Below are 17249 nucleotides of genomic sequence, written 5' to 3' on the forward strand. Positions count from 1 at the left end.
GGTTCCGGCGGGGCGCCGGAAAAAGCACTCTCGTGGTGGGCACGGGATGCTTTCCATCCAGGAGCGTTTGGACTGCCAACCTCTACCGAAGGAAGGTCCCCCGATGGAACTCACCCTCTGCCTCATCAAGCCCGACGCCGTGCGCCGGGACCTCACCGGCAGCATCCTGTTCATGATTCAGAAGGCCGGTCTGAAGGTCGTGGCCCTGAAGATGGTCCGCCTGGACCTCAATCAGGCGCAGGGCTTCTACCATGTGCACCGTGAGCGCCCGTTCTTCGGCGAACTCACCGAGTACATGGCTTCCGGCCCCATCGTGGCCGTGGTGCTGGCTGGCGACAACGCCATCAAGCGCTACCGCGAGCTGATGGGCGCCACCGACCCCACCCAGGCCGACGAGGGGACCATCCGCAAGGTGTTCGCGCTGTCCAAGCAGGAAAACTCCGTGCACGGCTCCGACGCCCCCGAAACCGCCGCTTTCGAGATCTCGTACTTCTTCAACGCAATGGAAATGGTAGGATAACACCATGAGCGCCACCGTCTCCTTCATCGGCACCGGAAACATGGGGACAGCCCTGATCAAGGGGCTCTCCGGCTTGGACGCCGTCCGCCTGACGGGCTTCGACCTGGACAGGGAGAAGCTCAACGCCCTGTGCGTGGAATGCACCCTCTTTGCCGCCCCGTCCGTCCGTGATGCCGTGCAGGAGGGCGACTACGTGATCATGTGCGTGAAACCGCAGCAGATGCAGGCCGTGCTCGCGCAAGTGAAGCCCGCCCTGAACGCGGACAAGTGCCTGATCTCCATCGCGGCGGGCGTGAGCCAGGAGCAGCTCTCCAGCTGGTCCGGCAACGTCTGCCCGGTGGTGCGCGTGATGCCGAACACCCCCGCTCTGGTGGGCGGAGGCGTCTCGGCCGTGTGCCTGGACGACCCCAAGCTGACCCCGCTCCAGCGGGAGATGGTGCAGACCATCTTCGCAAGCGTGGGCAGCGTGCACGTGCTGGAGGAGAAATCCTTCGACGCGTTCACCGCCGTGGCCGGAAGCGGCCCGGCCTACGTGTTCTACTTCATCGAAGCCATGGTGGAGGCCGCAGTGGCCGCCGGGCTGCCCAGGACGCAGGCTGCGGGCATCGTGGCAGAGCTGTTCTCGGGGTCGCTCAAGCTCGCAAACCAGAGCATGACCCACCCGAGCCTCCTGCGCGAAATGGTGACCTCCCCCGCCGGGACCACCATCGCGGCGCTCATGCACCTGGACCGCCAGGCCGTGCGCGCCTCCATCATCGACGCGGTGCTGGCCGCCAAGGCCCGCAGCGAGGAACTCGGCAAGTAGACGAAGTCCGCAACAGAAAAGACAGGGCCGATCCACGGGGATCGGCCCTTTTTCGTGGCTGCGCAAAACAACAAACCCCGCCGGATCGCTCCGGCGGGGTGAAATCAGGTTCTGACGCCGCTTCGGCCAGATCCCCCCGAATATGGTCGTTACGAACGTCCTGCCACTCCCTCCGCGCATGGCCGCAAGGCCAGCACCTCAGGACGTGAACGGAGTGTCTAAGCTTCCTTGAATACGTTGGTTGCCTTCATCCCGCGCTCACCCGTGACGACCTCGAAGACTACTTTCTCCCCTTCGCGCAGGGTGCGGAAACCCTCTCCCTGGATCGAGGAATAGTGGACGAAGATATCGTCCTCCCCGTCGCGAGTGATGAAACCGTAGCCCTTCTTGTCGCTAAACCATTTCACGGTACCTTCCAGTGGCATGATACTCCCCTCCTTAAGTAAGACGTCTCACCTTCTATGTGATGCTTTGCAAGCAAAACGTCAACAAAGACTCCGGTAGGGTTTCACGAAAAGACGCAAATTCCTCAGATCAGCATCATTCCCGCAAGCAATACCATTCCAATTCCAGAGGAAAGAACCAGTCTGTAAAGAATTCCGACGCTGTCAGCCGCCCAGGGTTTGCCGCGCGGCCCCATTTGCGGTTTTTGTAAAGCAACTCCAAAGTATACGGTCTCGCCTCCCATTGACGCGTCGCACAGCCAGGCGGCGGCGGCCATGGGCCACCCCGCGTTGGGGCTGGACATGGTCCTGGCGTCGGCCCGGAAATTCCGGAAAGCCTTCCGTGAATCCAGGCCCATGGCCGCACCGGCGGCCAGCAGCATGATAGCGGAGATCCTGGCGGGAACGAAGGCCAACGCATCGTCCAGGCGCGCCCCGGCCCAACCCAGATCGCGGAAACGCTCTGTCTTGTAGCCCCACATGGAGTCCATGGTGCTTGCAGTTTTATAGGCCCACAATAGTGGCGGCCCGCCAAGCACCAGATAGATAAATGGCGCAACAAAGCCGTCGCAGAAGTTCTCGCTGAGGGTTTCGGCCAAAGTGCGCCACAGTCCGGCCTCGTCCAGCACGGAGGTGTCGCGGCTGACCAGGTAGGAGAGCTCCCGGCGGGCGTCGTCCAGCCGCCCCGAGGTTATCAGGCCGGACACCGAGCGCGCCTCCCGCAGGAGCTGCCCCAGGGCCAGCCCGGCGAACGCCAGATAGATGGAGAAAAGCCAGCCCAGGCCGGGCAGGCGCACCAGCGCCAGGACCAGGACGTAGACGCAGGCGCAGAGCCCCAGCGCAACGGCCAGTCCGTAAAGGCGCTTCAGCAGGGGGGAGAGCTTTGCGGCCAGCGGCTCCAGACGCGTGAGCGCAGCCCCGATCAGACGCACAGGATGCGGCCAGCGCTGGGGATCGCCCAGTGCCAGGTCCAGGCCGAAGGCCACGGCGGGGAGAAGGGAAGTGTAGTCCATACGGCGCGGAAGATGCCCCCCGCGCGTCGGACTCGTCAAGGTGGCGTTGGGAATGGCAGCACTACATTGTCCAGCCGTCCCCGCCCCGCATCGCTTTTACGGATTCAACTCCTTGATGGCGGCCTGAAGCTCTCCGGCCAGGCGTTCCAGGGCCTCCACGCCGCCGGACGCGCCGCTCATGTCCTGGGCGGTCTCCATGGACACGCGGCGCACGTCCTCCACTGCCCGGGCGATCTCGTCGCTGGCGGCGGACTGCTGCTCGGCGGCGGCTGCGATGGAGCGCACCTGATCCGAGGTGGCAACCACCAGCTCAACGATCTTTTCCAGGGACTGGCCGGACTGCCCGGCCAGCTCCGTGGCGCGGGCCACGGCCTGGGCCGCCTGATCGGCCTCCCTGATGCTGCCTCGCACGCCCTCCTGGATGGCGTGGGTCACGTCGCCCACTTCCTTGGTGGCGTGCATGGTCTTTTCGGCGAGCTTCCTCACCTCGTCGGCCACCACGGCGAACCCGCGTCCGGCGTCTCCGGCGCGCGCGGCCTCGATGGCCGCGTTCAGGGCCAGCAGGTTGGTCTGGTCGGCGATGTCGGAGATGACTCCCATGATGCGACCGATGGCCTCGGCGCGTTCGGAAAGACCGTCCATGCTGCGTTTGAGGGTGGCGGTAAGCGTCTCCACCTGCCGGATGGCCTCAACGGCGCGTTCGACCACCGCCTCGCCCTCCTGGGCCGTGGCCTGGGCCTGCCCGGCTCGCTCCGCAGCGCTGCCGGCGTTGCGGGCCACCTCCAGCACGGTGGCGTTCATCTCCTCCATGGCGGTGGCCGTCTCCTCAGTGCGCCGACTCTGCACCTGCGCCCCCCGGCTGGCTCCATCGACCTGTGAGGCCAGCACCTGGCTGGCCTGGGACAGTCCCCCGGCGATCTGCTCCACCATGTGCACGGCGCTCACCATGGTCTCGTGCTGGCGCTCGATCTGTTCGTCCTTCAGGCGTATCTGGGTGTAGTCCAGATACATGCACATGCCGCCGCTCACGTTACCGTCCAGGTCGTGCAGGGGGGAGAGCGCCGCCTGGATGAAGCGGGTGTTGCCCTTCAGGTTCTTGAATTCCACGTCGCGAACCACGCCCTGGTTCTTCTCCATGATGTCCACGATGAGCGCCTTGCGGGTGCGGTCGCCGTAGAAGAACTCGGAGAAGAACATGCCAATGTGGTCCTCGGGCCTGCCGGAACGTTCCAGCATGTCCAGGGCCATCTGGTTGCAGAAAGTCAGGTGGCCTTTGATGTCCACGATGGCGTAGGGGATGAGCACGGCCTCGGTGAGCCCCTTCCAGTTGCCCAGGGTGAGCTTCAGCTGGTCCACCACGGTCTGGATGGGTTCCACGAGCATGACCAGTTCGGATGAATTGCCTTCCGGCAGGCGTCCCTTGAAATCCCCCTTGGCCACCCTGCCCAGAAAGTCGCCGATATCCAGCAGGTTGCGCGTTGCGCCTCCCACCAGGGCGAACGTGGCTCCGAATCCGCAGGCCAACGCCGCCAGAGCGCTCACGGCGTATGCGGCCAGCCCCTGGAGCCCGAAGACGCTCCCGGCCAGGCTCTGGAAGACCAGGGCCAGCAGGATGGAAACAGCGCAGGCGATGAAGGCTCTGGAAAAAACCGTAATGGCTGACGTCATGTAAGTCCTCGCGATATCGTGGTGGTTCGTTCAGGCCGGGTGAACCGGATGTGTGAGAAACTATACTAAGCTCTCCTGGCCTGTGAAAAGAGAAATATTACGAATCGGCAAAGAACGGGTCCGAACGGACATGATCAGGGATTGGCGGGCTCTGCCTCAGGGCTGGGCGGCGCTTCCGGGCAGGCCGCCAGTGACTTTCAGGGCTTCGTAGAGCAGCACGGAGGCGGCGTTTGCGATGTTCAGCGAGCGCACGCAGCCCCAGATGGGGATGCGCACCAGATGCGGCTGCCCTTCCAGCAGTTCATCCGGCAGGCCGGTGCTCTCGGACCCGAAGACCAGGGCGTCGCCCTTTTCGTAAGCGAAGCGGTGGTAGTCGGTCCCGATGATGCCCCGGTTGCCAGACGAGGTGAACACCAGCCGTGAGGGCGCGGCGCTTTGAAGATACGCCTGCCAGTCGGGCCAGACCGAGAGCTTCACATGGGGCCAGTAATCGAGCCCCGCTCGCTTCAGGTAGCGGTCGGTCAGCTTGAAGCCCAGGGGCTCCACCAGGTGCAGGGGGGTGTCCGTGGCCGCGCAGAGCCGGGCTATGGAGCCGGTGTTCTGGGGGATTTCGGGAGCGTGGAGAACTATGTGTATCATAAAAGAAGAAGCCCCGCTCTCGCGGGGCTTCCGGCGTTCCGGTGGTGGGCGATCGGGGATTTGAACCCCGGACTTCCACCGTGTGAAGATGGCACTCTAACCGCTGAGTTAACCGCCCGAGGGGAGGTATCTAGTGAAATACACGGACCTTGGCAAGCACTTTTTTCGCGCTCCAGCAGATTTCATTTTGCGTAGCGCGGTGGAGCGTTTTCGGGATTGATTCCGGGGCGGCTTTGAGGCAAGCAGCAGCAGGGCGAACGCCCTCCACATCTCTTCCCGGAAAGGACACCCATGCGACTGCTCGTAACTGGCGGGTGCGGATTCATCGGCACCAACTTCGTGTATATGATGCTCAGGAAGCATCCGGACATGGTCATCGTCAACCTGGACAAGCTGACCTACGCCGGAAACCGCTTCAACCTGCTGCCCATCGAGAACGAATTCGGCGGCACGCGCTACCACTTCGTCCACGGCGACATCGCCAACGCCGAGCTGGTGGCCCACATAATCACCGAGCACAAGATCGACGCGGTGGTCAACTTCGCAGCCGAGTCCCACGTGGACCGCTCCATCGCGGACTGCAACCCCTTCATCCTGACCAACGTGCTGGGCACCCAGGTGCTCCTGGACACGGCCCGCCGCCTGGGCCTGCCCAAGTTCGTGCACGTGTCCACGGACGAGGTGTACGGAACGCTCGGGCCCACCGGCAAGTTCACCGAAGAGACGCCGCTCGCGCCCAACAGCCCCTACTCGGCGTCCAAGGCCTCGGCGGACATGCTCTGCCGCGCCTTCTTCGAGACCTACGACTTCCCCGTGACCATCACCCGCTGCTCCAACAACTACGGGCCGTTCCAGTTCCCGGAGAAGCTCATCCCGCTCATGATCATGAAGGCCTCGCGCGGCGAATCGCTGCCCGTATACGGCGACGGCATGAACGTGCGCGACTGGATCTACGTCACGGACCACTGCCGGGGCGTCGAGCTGACCCTCCTCAAGGGCAAGCCCGGCCAGGCCTACAACTTCGGCGGCAACGCGGAGAAGCCCAACATCGAGGTGGTCAAGACCATCCTCTCCGCATTGGGCCAGCCCGAGACGCTCATCAACTACGTGAAGGACCGCCCCGGCCACGACCGCCGCTACGCCATGGACTACTCCATGGCCGCCCGCGAGCTGGGCTTCGAGCCTGAGTACACCTTCGAGCGCGGCATCGCCGAGACGCTTGAGTGGTACAAGTCCAACGAAGCCTGGATGGAACAGGTGCAGAGCGGCAGCTACCGCACCTTCATGGACAAATGGTACGGAGAGCGCCAGTGAAGAACCGCGTGGCGGTGCTTGGGGGCAGAACCGGACTTCTGGGCGTCCCCCTGGCCCAGGCCTTCGAGGCGGCGGGATTCGAGGTGGCCCCCGTCGGGCGCGCCGACTTCGACATCTTCGACACGGCGGCCATGGGGTCCTTCCTGGACGAGTTCCAGCCGGACTGGCTGGTGAACGCCGTGGCCTACACCGCCGTTGACAAGGCCGAGGACGAGCCCGTGGAGGCCGCCCGCGTGAACAAGTGCCTGCCCGCCCTGCTGGGCAGGCTCTGCGCCGACCGCAGCATCGGCCTGTTCCACTTCAGCACGGACTTCGTGTTCGACGGCAAGAAGAACACGCCCTACACCGAAGAGGACGCCCCCAACCCGGCCAGCGTCTACGGGCAGACCAAGCTGGACGGGGAAAAGGCGCTCACCTCGCTGAACCTGTCGCGCCTTATCATCGCCCGCGTGGCCTGGCTGTTCGGCCCGGGCAAGAAGAACTTCGTGCGCACCATCCTCAATCTGGCCAAGGACCGCGCCGAGCTGAAAGTGGTGCACGACCAGATCGGCTCGCCCTCCTGCACGCTGGACCTGGCGGGCTACGCCGTGGCCCTGGTGCAGGCCGAGGCGACGGGACTCTTCCACCTGGGCAACGCCGGACGCGCCAGTTGGTGCGAGCTGGCCAGCGAGGCCGTGGCGGCAGCCGGGTACGAATGCCAGGTGCTGCCCATCACCAGCGCCGAGTACCCGCTGAAGGCCCCGCGCCCGGCCTACTCCGTGCTGGACACCTCGAAATTCACCCAGGCCACGGGCGTCGCGCCCAGGTCCTGGCTGCAGGCGCTGCGCGAATACGTGTACGCCGAAACAGCGGACGAGAACGGCCAGTAGAGTCCCCTGACAATCATACGCCACGCAAGAAGGCCGTGGGAGCGACGCTCCCACGGCCTTTTGTTCTTCGTGTTGCGCGGCGAACGCCGTTACTTGGGCATGTACTCGGTCACCGGCTTGGGCAGGGTGAGCAGCCACATGGCGGTCTTCTCGCCGCTGGGCTTCAGGCTCATGGTCGTCTCCACCGGCTTGCCGTCCAGCGCGAGCTTTCCGTCCCGGCCAACTGTGTAGTCGTCGGGCTTGGTGACGGTCTTGCCGTTCTTGTCCTGGGCAGGCTTGTCCAGCACTGTGGCCAGCCCGAAATCGTTGTCCGAGGCCAGGGCGATGGTGCGCGCGTCCACAAGGGCCATGCCCTCGGCCTTCTCAGCCGTCCAGCCCAAGGCCACCAGATCAGCCACCAGCCACTTGCGGGCCGGGACCATGCCGCCAAGTCCCGTGGTTTCCAGAGGCAGGTCGGGCAAGGCCGAGGCTTTGGAAATGTCCACCAGATACACCAGGTTGCGCATTTTTCCGTCCCTGCCCTCGCCCTGCTCCACGATCAGGAACTGGGTGTCGGACACGGCGGTCACATCGCCGATCTTGGCGTCCGCCGTGCGCTTGTAGGCGGTCTCGTCGATGGGATAGGCCAGCATGCGGGTCTTGTCGGTGTCCGGGTCGTATTCAACCAGGCGGGTGAACGCGGCCTTGGAGTCCTTCACCTTGCCGTCGGTGTCCAGGATGGACTGCACGGCGGCCACCACCTTGCCCGACGGGGTCACAGCCACGCCTTCAGCGCCCCGGTTGGGCTGGCGCTTGGCCAGGATGGAGGGCAGGCCTGCGCCGGGAGCCAGCTTGCGCACGATCTGGCCGGTCTTGCGGTCCAGTTCCATGAGGAAGGGACCGTACTCGTCGCTCAGCCACAGGGTCCCCCGCCTGGAATCGATGGCGATGCCTTCGGGGTCGATGCCCTGCTGATCGTGTCCCAGCACCTTGAGGTTCACATCCAGAGGAGTCTCGCCGGTGGAGCCGTGTTCGCCCTTGGCGGGCGGCAGGCCGGTGACGGCCTTGCCGTCCAGGCCGCGAATGGGCGTCATTTTGACCACGCTGGCGGCGTTGCCCTTGACCTTGATGGTGGCCACGGCGGGATGGAATCCGGGCGCGGGGAACATCTTGGTGGTCAGGCCCTTGTCACCGGGGGAAGCTGCGAACTTGGGGGAATCGGCGTTGGGTCCCCGGTCGGTGACGGACAGGAACAGCAGCGAGCCGTCCTTCTCCTTGCCCGCGAAGGCCAGCCCCGAGCCGACGCCGGTGGGGAACCCCTTGGGGAAGAGTTTTTTCAGGCTGGCTGGCGCGGCCACGTAGTCGCGGGGCGAGACGGAGACATCGAACTTGCGGACCTGGGCCTGCGGTGAGTCCTGGGCGGACGCGGCGGTGCAGGTCAGCAACAGGGCCAGCAGGAGAGAGGCGAGACGCATGGAAGGCTCCTTCGTGTTGGATTTATACCCAGGTATCCGCCGCCTGTGCCAGCTCTGTTACGAGCCTGCGGGCGGTGTCGCATCCCAGGCCCCGTTCATACTGTTTACAACCCCGCGCAAGAGGACCAGTGGTTGTATTGTTGAAAAACATCGCATTCCTTTCAAATACGCGGGCTAATACTCTGCAACTTTCTTGGGCAGCACGGCCACCCACAGCCGGGGAACCTCCTGCGTGGGCCGGATGCCGATGACTGCGTTGGAAGGCTTGCCCGCGAAGGCGAGCTTGCCGCCCTCGCCCAGTTCGTACTGCGCCGCGTCCAGGACGGGCTTGCCGTCCGGTCCGGCGGAGGCCCCGGCGATCTGCCCTTCCAGGCCGAAGCCGTGCCCGCTCATGAACACCAGGGTGCGCCCGTCGGAGAGGAGCGTCATGCTCTCGGCCCGCACGCCCCTGAACCCGGCCTGATGGAGATCCAGCACCAGGGTCTTGCGGGCCATTTTCTGCCCCATCTTGCGAAGCTGGGCCTTGTCGGTGACGGCTTCCAGGGTGTTGCCCTCTTCGTTGCGCACCTTGTGGATGTTGTGGGCCTGGGTCAGGTCCGCCGAGTAGACCAGGCTGCGCGGGCGGCCTTCCTTGTCGATGCCCTGCTCCAGCACCAGCGCGCGCTTGTCGGCAAAGGCCACGATCTCGCCCGTGGCCACGCTGGCAGGGTCCGCGAAGATCTCGTCGTCGATGGGATAGGGAATCTGGCGGACCCGCTCGGTGTCCGGGTCCAATTCCACAATGCGGCTGAAGATGGCGGGCTTGCCCTGCAAGGACAAGACCCCGTGCATGATGGTGTACACCTTGCCCGTTATGCTCACGCTGACGCCGGAAAAGCCCCAGCCCGCGCGACGCGTCTCCAGGATTTCCTCCAGCCCGTCGGCGGCGGAATACATGGACATCACCCGCCCGTCGCGCGGAGAGACGCGCACCAGCGCGGGACGGTAGCCGTCCGCAATCCAGTAGACGCTGCGCTTGAAATCGTAGGCCACGCCCTGAGGGTCGATGCCGGAGGGGTCGTGCTCCAGGCGCTTGAGCTCCAGGTCCAGCGGGACCTCAGCCGGATTTGCGGGTCCGCGCGATGCGGGCGGCAGGCCGCGCAGCAGTTTGCCCTCTTCGTCCTTGAGCGGCAGCATGCCCAACACCTCGGCCTTGTCTCCGAGGATCTTCATGGTCACCAGGGTGGGGTTGAACGCGGGCAGGATGAAGATGGTCGAGGCGGCGCGCCCGTCTTTTTGCGCAACCGACGGACCTGCCAGGGTAGGCCCGCGTCCGGTGAGCGTGTGCAGCACCACGGTGCCGTCGGCCTGCACCTGGGCGCTGTTCAGGCCGAATCCCAGGCCCGGCATGAAGCCCTTGGGGAACTGGGCGGCGAGCCTGGCTGGCGGCGCGATCATCATGGAGGGCGGGAAGACCACCTCCGGCGAGCGAATTTCCGGGCTCTGGGCGCAGGCCGGAAGACAGGCCGCGATACTCCATGCGGCCAGAAGAAGGGACAATACAAGACGCAAACGCATTATGATCTCCTGAAAGGCCGCACGCTAGGCCTTGAAACCCTGAGCCTCTATACCTAGCCGCTTGAGAATCTTCTGTAAACTGGCTCGCTCCAGGCCGCTGACGCGCGCGGCCTCGGAGATGTTGCCCTTGGTGCGCCCCAGGAGCTGGTCCACGTAGGCCCTGGTGAAGGCCTCCAGGGCGTGGTTCTTGGCGTCCTGGTAGCTGCCCAGCGGGCAGGCCGAGGCCTCCACCAGCCTGCCGCCGCCGTCCACCATGCGCGCGGCCTGGGCGTCGATCACCTCGCCGGGCGAGAACACCACCAGCCGCCTGACGAAGTTCAAAAGCTCGCGCACGTTGCCCGGCCAGTCGCGCCCGGCCAGATAACCCAGCGCGTCCGGGGTCAGGCCCTTCTCCGGCAGCTTCATCTCGTTGCAGGTGCGCCGCAGGAAGTGCATGGCCAGAAGCGGCACGTCTTCTCGCCTCTCGCGCAGGGGCGGGGTCTGGATGGTCAGCACGTTCAGGCGGTAGAAGAGGTCCTCGCGGAAGGTGCGGTCCTTGATCTTCTCTTCCAGGTGCTGGTTGGTGGAGGCGATGATGCGCACGTCCACGGCCACGGTGTCGCTGCCGCCCACAGCGCGCACCTCACGCTCCTGGAGCACGCGCAAAAGCTTGGTCTGCACGTTCATGGGGATGTCGCCGATCTCGTCGAGCAGGATGGTGCCGCCCTGGGCGGCCAGGAACAGGCCCTGGTTGGCGCGCTCGGCCCCGGTGAAGGCCCCCTTCACGTGGCCGAAAAGTTCCGACTCCAGCAGCTGCTCCGGGATGGCCGGACAGTTCACGGAAATCATCGGGCTGTCGCTTCTGCCGCTGAGCTTGTGGATGGCCCGGGCCACCACCTCCTTGCCGGTTCCGGATTCGCCCTGGATGAGCACCGTGTAGTCCGATCCAGCCACGGCCCCCACGGTCTGCTTCAGGCGCACGATGCCGGGCGATTCGCCGATCAGCTCGCGCCAGGTCTCGGCCTCGGCCACGGACTCGCGCAGGCGGCGGTTCTCGGAGAGCAGGCGCGCGCGCTCCAGAGCCTTTTCCAGGGCCAGGAACAGGTCTTCCGGCTCGACGGGCTTGGTGAGGAAATCATAGGCCCCGGCCTTGAGCGCGGCCACGGCGGAGCCTACATCGCCGTGCGCCGTGAGCATGACCACCGTGAGCATGGGATCGAGCGCCAAGGCCCGCTCCAGGAGCTCCTGCCCGGAGATGCCGGGCATGCGAAGGTCCGTGAACATCAGTCCGGGACCGCGCTGCTCCAATATCGCCAGGGCCTGCGCCCCGTCGTGGGCCAGCACCACTTCCAGCGAAGGATGCCGCGACCCGATGAGCCGGGCCAGCCCCTTGGCGAAGTCCGGCTGGTCGTCCACCACAAGAATCGTCTCAGGCCGCTGCACGCCCGTCCTCCTCCCGCGCCAGCGGCAACCACACCGTGAAACGCGCTCCGTTCTCGCTCACGGCTTCCACGCCGCCGCCCATGTCGTTGGCCAGCCCGAAGACCACGGCCAACCCGAGGCCCGTGCCTTTTCCCACTTCCTTGGTAGTAAAGAAGGGATCGAAGATGCGCCCCAGATTGTCGGGCGCGATGCCCGGCCCGTTGTCCTGCACGCGCAGGTAGGCCCGCTCGCCCTCCACGCCGGTGCTCACCCGGATGCGCCCGCCGCCGGGGCTGACCGCGTCCAGGGCGTTCAGCAGCAGGTTGGAGAGTATCTGCTCCAGGGCCGTGGGGTCGGCGTTGACCGGCGGCAAGCCCTCCGGCGCGTCCACTTCCAGGGCAACCCCTTCGGCGGCGGCCTGGGCCTGAAACACCCCGGAGGTGCGCCGGACCTCGGCGGCCAGGTCGCAGGGTCCGGTGGAACCCTTCTTGGGGCGCACGAAGTCCAGCAGGTCGCGCAGCACCTTCTGGGCCTGGCGGGTGTGGCGCAGGATCACCTCGACGTCCTCGCGGCTCTCCTCCACCCCGGCGCTGGCCTTCAGGAGCTCCCCGTAAAAGAGGATCACTCCCAGCGGGTTGTTGATCTCGTGGGCCAGACCGGCGGCCAGACGGCCAACGGCCAGGAGCTTCTCGTTCTGCTGGGCCAGGTCGCGCATGCGCCGCTCGCCGGTCACCTCGCGGGCGTAGGCCACCAGCCGCCCGCTCTGCCCGCTGTATTCCGGCAGGGGATAGAGCGACGCCAGAAAGGTGCGGTCGCCCGGAAGCACCACCTCGCGCACGGACGGTCCGGCCAGCACGCCCGCATCCAGTGGCCGTCCGGACTCGATGCCCAAAGACTCGGCCAGCCGCCTCGCGCCTGCGTCGGCCCTGGCCTCGATGTTCGAAGGCCCGGCCAGCCCGCGCGACGATTCGTTGGCCAGCACCACCCGCCCCTGCCCGTCCAGCAGGGCCACCGGGTCGCCGATGCCCTCGAACACGGCGTGCAAAAGGTCCTTCTGGCGCAGAAGGTTGTCCAGGGCGTCCATGTTCTCCACCACCACGCCCAGCTGCTGCCCCACGGCCATGAGCACGTCCACGGGCAGGGGATCGGGCAGGTTGTCGGGAGGCCAGCACAGGGTCAGCATGCCCTGGGACGCGCCGGAGGTGGTCACCGGGATGGAGGCGCAGCTGCCGGAGAACACGGGCTCGCCGCGCACCGACAGGGCTTCCCAGCCCTTGGGCACGGGCGCGCATACGGACGGGTCCGGCCAGCAGTGCGCCGCTCCCAGCGCCATGGAGCTGCGGTAGGTGACGCGCTCGGCCCCGAAGCGCCTGCCCACCAGCCCCAGGCAGCGGTCCAGGATCTCGCGGCGGTCGCGGGTGTGGCTCAGGCCGTCCAAAAGGCTCACGAACAGGCCCACGTCGGCCCTGCGCGCGTCGGCCTCGCGGCTTAAGTCCGCCGTGCGCGAGGCCACCATGCCCTCCAGGTTGGAGGCGTAGGACTGGAGCTGCACCCTGGCCTGGCGCAGGCTCTCGGCGAACTGCTCCATGGAGGAGAGCATCAGCTCGATCTCGTCTCGCGAGTGGTCCATGGGATGGGGCTTGGACGCGCTGGCCGCCTCGCTTGCGGCCTCGGGGAAGTGCCGCCCCATGAGCGACAACGCCCGGCGCAGGTTGTGCACCACCAGCCGGTTGAAGAAGGCGTAGATGGCTCCGAACAGAAACAGCGCGCCCACGCTGAACATCAGCACGAACCACAGGGTCGCGCCCTGCACGCGCATCACCGTGGCCTCCATGGGCAGACGCACCACGTGCGCCCCGGCCAGCTCGCCCTCCTTGCGCCCGAAGCCGCGCTCCGGACCGAACGTCTCCACGAGTTCCTTGGGGGCCAGGGCCGGGTCGCTGTGGCAGCGCAGGCAGAAGCCCTGGTAGCGCACGGGCTGCGCCATCACCAGATACTCTTTGCCGTTCTCCTTGATGATGGCCTCGCCCCACTCGCGCGAGGGTTCGCGCTGGAAACGCTCGATGAAGGCGCGCTCCAGGCCCACGGCCTCCAGGTCCGGGCTGCGGGCGTCGATGGCCACGCGCCGGAAGCGGAACTCCTCGTTGCCCTCCTGGCCGGAGGGGGCCATGGCGGCGCGCGCCAGGGCCGTGCAGGACATGGCTTCCAGGAGGCCCTTGTCTTCGAGGAGGTTGCCGGTGATGGCCGGGCGCAGGTTGTCCTGCACGTAGGCGTGGAGCGACTCCACCCCGCGCAGGATGACCTGGGCCTTGCCGCGCGCCTCCTGCTCCAGGGTTTCGCGCAGATAGCGCTGCAACAGGGACACGAAGAACACCCCGACAAAGGCCATCATGCAGGCCAGCCCCAGGATGAACTTGGTCTGAAGGTTTCTCGGCTTGAAGATGCTCATGGCGCGGCCACAGTACTTCCCCTTGCCCCGGAGGGCAACACGCGGGGGGATGGGGGGACGCGAGGAGAGCTTAACGATCCCTGTGAAACGACTATCCCCCAAAGTAGAGGTATCCTCCCTTGCCTTACGCACTTCGGGAGGACAGGTGTCTGCTTTAAGGATTAATGAAGCGGGTCAATTTATTATCCCCACACCAGACGTGAGTGTACCATGACAAAATGTATCCTTGTGCTATCGCACCGTGCTATTCTTCACAACAAATGCCCAGGCTGCGAAAAGCGATGCAATATCCATAAAATGTACCTTCACAAGGAACATTTTTTTTGAAACAGACGGGGGAAAATGGGCCTCTGGATCAAATAACAATGAAGCGCTCACCTTACAATTTCAGATATTTCAAAGCAACCTAACGGACGTAACAATATATGGAAACAAAGGAACGAACCAGGCCATTGCATCATGGAACTCTGACGGCATAAATGTATCTGAAAAATCCCAGACTGGAAATATTATCACCTACTCCATCATGTCTAAAGTCCTTGACGACGGGAATAATCTAGCATTCTCATTGCGAGGTATCATCATTTCAGACAATTCTGCTATCCCGAGCATCTTAGCTGGGACGTGCAGATGTGTTGGCGCCAGCATACAGCAGATATCACAAGCCTTGCGCAAGTAAATCAGCAACTATAACCGCCCCAGCCCTCAACCCACTTGACGCGCCCCCCGCGCGTGTTCATGCTCCCGCTCATGTCGCGCTCTGCTCCCCCCGCGTCCGCATCCTCCTGCTGTCTGCACGACGGCTACGAGATCTTCTGGGCAACGCCGGACGTGGCCGTTGGGGCCATGCCCTGCAAGCCCGAGCATCTGGCGCTCCTCAAGGAGCAAGGGCTCGGCGCGGTGCTGAACTTGTGCGCGGAGTTCTGCGACCTGCCCGGCATCGAGAGCGAACACGGCCTGGCCGTGCACTACCTGCCCATCGACGACATGGACGTTCCCGACCCCGCCCAGCTGGACGTGGCGCTGGACTGGGTGGACGCCCGCCTGGCCGAGGGCCGCAAGGTGTTCATCCACTGCCGCTTCGGCATGGGGCGCACCGGAACGGTGCTGGCCTGCTGGCTGGCCCGGCGAGGCCTGTGCCTGACGCGGCCTTCCAGCTGCGACCCGGACGCGACACCCGCCGCAACATCTTCCGGCGTGACCACGCCCGCCGCAACCGGCGACCACGCGCCCCCAGCCCCGACCGCCTCTGGCGCTCTCACGGACGACCCCACGGAGCGCTCCGGCTGGCGGGCCAAGCCGGTATCCGCCGAGCAGCACCGCTTCGTGGAGGAATACCTCTGCCGCCTGGGCATCGCCCCGCCGGACCGCAACCTCTGGCGGCGGCTCCTGACCTGCCTGTTCGGGCGCTGACCATTTCCCAGGCCGCACTCCTGCCCGCCTTGGAGCCAGGAACCGACGACGCCCAACAACCCCGGCATCGCCGCCCGAAACGCACAAGCCACCTCGCCTCGCCCGGAGAGCCTCACAGGCCAAATGGTGCGTTCCTGAGAACGCACCCTGTAAACTCAGGTTGGCGAATCCGACAGGCGACAAATCATACCAATCAAGTCATACCGGGGAATTCCGCCTTTGCGACTTGGCGCATCACCCCATGGCATGGCACTTGCTTATATGATAGCGGGTTGGTTGTGGTTGGGGATGCCGCGAGAAGTAGAGCGCTCGCGCGCGTACCCCACTCGAGTTGAGAGCTTCCGGCCTCCGGGCTGGTCCTCTTCCTCAAAGGGCAGGACCGCGAAGGTGACGACCTTCGCGGTTCTCTCTTTTCCTCTTGCCTTTCTGAATCCCTGCTTTATCCTCCGGGACACATGTCGCCACTTGCCCAAGATATCAGTTCGGCCTGCCGATTCGAGAAGCGCCTGGACATGCGTTGTGTCATAACGCGCATCCTCGACGACGCACCCGATGCCGTCCGCGTAGCCATCATGCATTTGATGGTATCCATCAAAACAAGCCTGGACGTCCTGGTGAAGCGCCCGGAGTTTCTCAACCTGGACCGCCCGGTGCGCGACTGGCAGGAGCTCCTCACCGGGCTCACCGAGCTGCGCCTGGACCTGGACCGCATCAAGTCCTCGCGCATTGAGCGCCTGCGCCACTGCCACCCGCACTTCATCCAGCTGGAGCACCGCTTCGAGCTACTGCAGCGCGCCTACGAGCAGTCCACGCTGATGATCGAGATCATCTACGCGCTGGTCGCCGCCGGGCAGGAGTTCACCACCGCCGAGGAAGTGCTGGAGCAGTCCGGCGAGATCCTGCTGCGCGAGCTGGACGCCGACCTCTACGTGTGCCGCCTGTGCGACGACGAGGGCAGCTGGATCAACGTGGCCTCCAGCGACGCGGAAGGCAGGCAGACCCCCATTTTCGTCTGGGCCATGGAAGACTCCTTGCCCAACCATCCGGTGATGCGCGCCGTGCATGAGCGTGGCGTGTTCCACGTGCTCTCCAACGACCTGCGCGGCATGGAGCGCGGCGGCGAATCCGTGGACTGCATGGCCTACCAGGAGGGCTACCGCTCCAGGCTGGCCTTCCTGCTGCGCTCGGACTGCGAGGCCTTCGGGGTCATCATGCTCTATTCGCACAACCCCGGCTACTTCGACCGCTTCGATTCGCAGTTCCTGGCCGACACCTCCAAGATCGTCTCGCTCACCGTGGGACGCCAGCTGGAAGTCGGCAAGGACGCCCTGGCCAAAGCCGCAGGCGGCATGGCCCACGTGGGCAACAACGTGCTTGGCATCATGATGAACTACAACGCGCTGGTCATGGAGGAGCTGCAGTTCCTCTCCGGCGAGGTGAAGACCGCCCTCGGCCGCACCCTGCCCGACCGCGACGTGGAAGGCCTGGCCCGCGAGATCGAGTCGCTGCGCAAGCTGCTCATCGACCTGGACCTGGACCGCAAGATAAACTCGCTCCAGGGCGTGGCCGACGCAATCCTGCGCCTCAAGGCCGCCATCGAGAACCTCCTGTCCCAGGTGAAGAAGCCGGTGCTCATGCCCTACGTGCGCGGCCAGGAGGTCCTGGATCTGGAGCCCTCCCACGCCCTGCCGCCGGGCCACTGAC

General features: G+C 65.2%; 15 protein-coding genes and 1 tRNA gene. 6 read left to right on the forward strand and 10 right to left on the reverse strand.

Going from position 1 to position 17249, the window contains the following annotated elements:
* Nucleotides 1–103 precede the first annotated feature (103 nt).
* Nucleotides 104–520: a nucleoside-diphosphate kinase gene (gene ndk, locus G453_RS0120435; RefSeq protein WP_027192529.1), complete on the forward strand. Its 417-nt coding sequence runs from the start codon at nucleotides 104–106 to the stop codon at nucleotides 518–520.
* A gap of 4 nt (nucleotides 521–524) precedes the next feature.
* The gene (gene proC, locus G453_RS0120440) at nucleotides 525–1325 is read left to right on the forward strand and encodes a pyrroline-5-carboxylate reductase (RefSeq protein WP_027192530.1); all 801 of its coding nucleotides are present in this window, start codon (nucleotides 525–527) and stop codon (nucleotides 1323–1325) included.
* A 218-nt stretch (nucleotides 1326–1543) separates the two neighbouring features.
* On the opposite strand, the gene G453_RS0120445 is transcribed toward proC, so the two are convergent.
* The 5 genes from G453_RS0120445 to G453_RS0120465 form a co-directional block, all read right to left on the reverse strand.
* Nucleotides 1544–1750, reverse strand: a complete 207-nt coding sequence (locus tag G453_RS0120445; RefSeq protein WP_027192531.1) for a cold-shock protein — start codon at nucleotides 1748–1750, stop codon at nucleotides 1544–1546.
* A 104-nt stretch (nucleotides 1751–1854) separates the two neighbouring features.
* A complete protein-coding gene (cbiB, locus tag G453_RS0120450) occupies nucleotides 1855–2781 on the reverse strand; it encodes an adenosylcobinamide-phosphate synthase CbiB (RefSeq protein ID WP_027192532.1) in 927 nt (308 codons plus the stop codon).
* Between the two features lie 96 nt (nucleotides 2782–2877).
* A complete protein-coding gene (locus tag G453_RS25595; RefSeq protein WP_043646979.1) occupies nucleotides 2878–4449 on the reverse strand; it encodes a methyl-accepting chemotaxis protein in 1572 nt (523 codons plus the stop codon).
* 156 nt (nucleotides 4450–4605) lie between these two features.
* Nucleotides 4606–5088: a tRNA (cytidine(34)-2'-O)-methyltransferase gene (locus G453_RS0120460; protein ID WP_043646982.1), complete on the reverse strand. Its 483-nt coding sequence runs from the start codon at nucleotides 5086–5088 to the stop codon at nucleotides 4606–4608.
* Nucleotides 5089–5130: 42 nt separating this feature from the next.
* Nucleotides 5131–5206: transfer RNA gene (locus G453_RS0120465), tRNA-Val, on the reverse strand.
* A 173-nt stretch (nucleotides 5207–5379) separates the two neighbouring features.
* On the opposite strand from G453_RS0120465, the gene rfbB reads away from it, so the two are divergent.
* A complete protein-coding gene (gene rfbB, locus G453_RS0120470; RefSeq protein WP_027192534.1) occupies nucleotides 5380–6402 on the forward strand; it encodes a dTDP-glucose 4,6-dehydratase in 1023 nt (340 codons plus the stop codon).
* Nucleotides 6399–7271: a dTDP-4-dehydrorhamnose reductase gene (rfbD, locus tag G453_RS0120475; RefSeq protein WP_027192535.1), complete on the forward strand. Its 873-nt coding sequence runs from the start codon at nucleotides 6399–6401 to the stop codon at nucleotides 7269–7271. Before rfbB ends, rfbD begins: the two co-directional genes overlap by 4 nt.
* Nucleotides 7272–7360: 89 nt before the next feature.
* Here rfbD and G453_RS0120480 read toward each other — a convergent pair whose 3' ends face one another.
* From G453_RS0120480 to G453_RS0120495, 4 genes are all read right to left on the reverse strand, one after another.
* Nucleotides 7361–8725 carry an esterase-like activity of phytase family protein gene (locus G453_RS0120480; protein ID WP_027192536.1) on the reverse strand — a complete coding sequence of 455 codons (1365 nt, stop codon included), beginning with the start codon at nucleotides 8723–8725 and terminating at the stop codon, nucleotides 7361–7363.
* Between the two features lie 174 nt (nucleotides 8726–8899).
* Nucleotides 8900–10282 (reverse strand): esterase-like activity of phytase family protein, encoded by a 1383-nt coding sequence (locus G453_RS0120485; RefSeq protein ID WP_027192537.1) that lies wholly within the window; start codon nucleotides 10280–10282, stop codon nucleotides 8900–8902.
* Between the two features lie 24 nt (nucleotides 10283–10306).
* Nucleotides 10307–11704 carry a sigma-54-dependent transcriptional regulator gene (locus G453_RS0120490; RefSeq protein WP_027192538.1) on the reverse strand — a complete coding sequence of 466 codons (1398 nt, stop codon included), beginning with the start codon at nucleotides 11702–11704 and terminating at the stop codon, nucleotides 10307–10309.
* Nucleotides 11691–14132 (reverse strand): c-type heme family protein, encoded by a 2442-nt coding sequence (locus tag G453_RS0120495; RefSeq protein ID WP_027192539.1) that lies wholly within the window; start codon nucleotides 14130–14132, stop codon nucleotides 11691–11693. Before G453_RS0120495 ends, G453_RS0120490 begins: the two co-directional genes overlap by 14 nt.
* A 738-nt stretch (nucleotides 14133–14870) precedes the next feature.
* Here G453_RS0120495 and G453_RS0120500 point away from each other — a divergent pair.
* A complete protein-coding gene (locus G453_RS0120500; RefSeq protein ID WP_156921038.1) occupies nucleotides 14871–15545 on the forward strand; it encodes a protein-tyrosine phosphatase family protein in 675 nt (224 codons plus the stop codon).
* A 257-nt stretch (nucleotides 15546–15802) separates the two neighbouring features.
* Here G453_RS0120500 and G453_RS28645 read toward each other — a convergent pair whose 3' ends face one another.
* Nucleotides 15803–16123, reverse strand: a complete 321-nt coding sequence (locus G453_RS28645; protein ID WP_051272692.1) for a hypothetical protein — start codon at nucleotides 16121–16123, stop codon at nucleotides 15803–15805.
* On the opposite strand from G453_RS28645, the gene G453_RS0120505 reads away from it, so the two are divergent.
* Nucleotides 16118–17248, forward strand: a complete 1131-nt coding sequence (locus G453_RS0120505) for a histidine kinase (protein WP_205620093.1) — start codon at nucleotides 16118–16120, stop codon at nucleotides 17246–17248. The two genes, G453_RS28645 and G453_RS0120505, sit on opposite strands and share 6 nt — an antisense overlap.
* Nucleotide 17249: the final 1 nt, after the last annotated feature.

This window comes from Fundidesulfovibrio putealis DSM 16056 (assembly GCF_000429325.1).
Classification (GTDB): Bacteria; Desulfobacterota; Desulfovibrionia; order Desulfovibrionales; family Desulfovibrionaceae; genus Fundidesulfovibrio; species Fundidesulfovibrio putealis.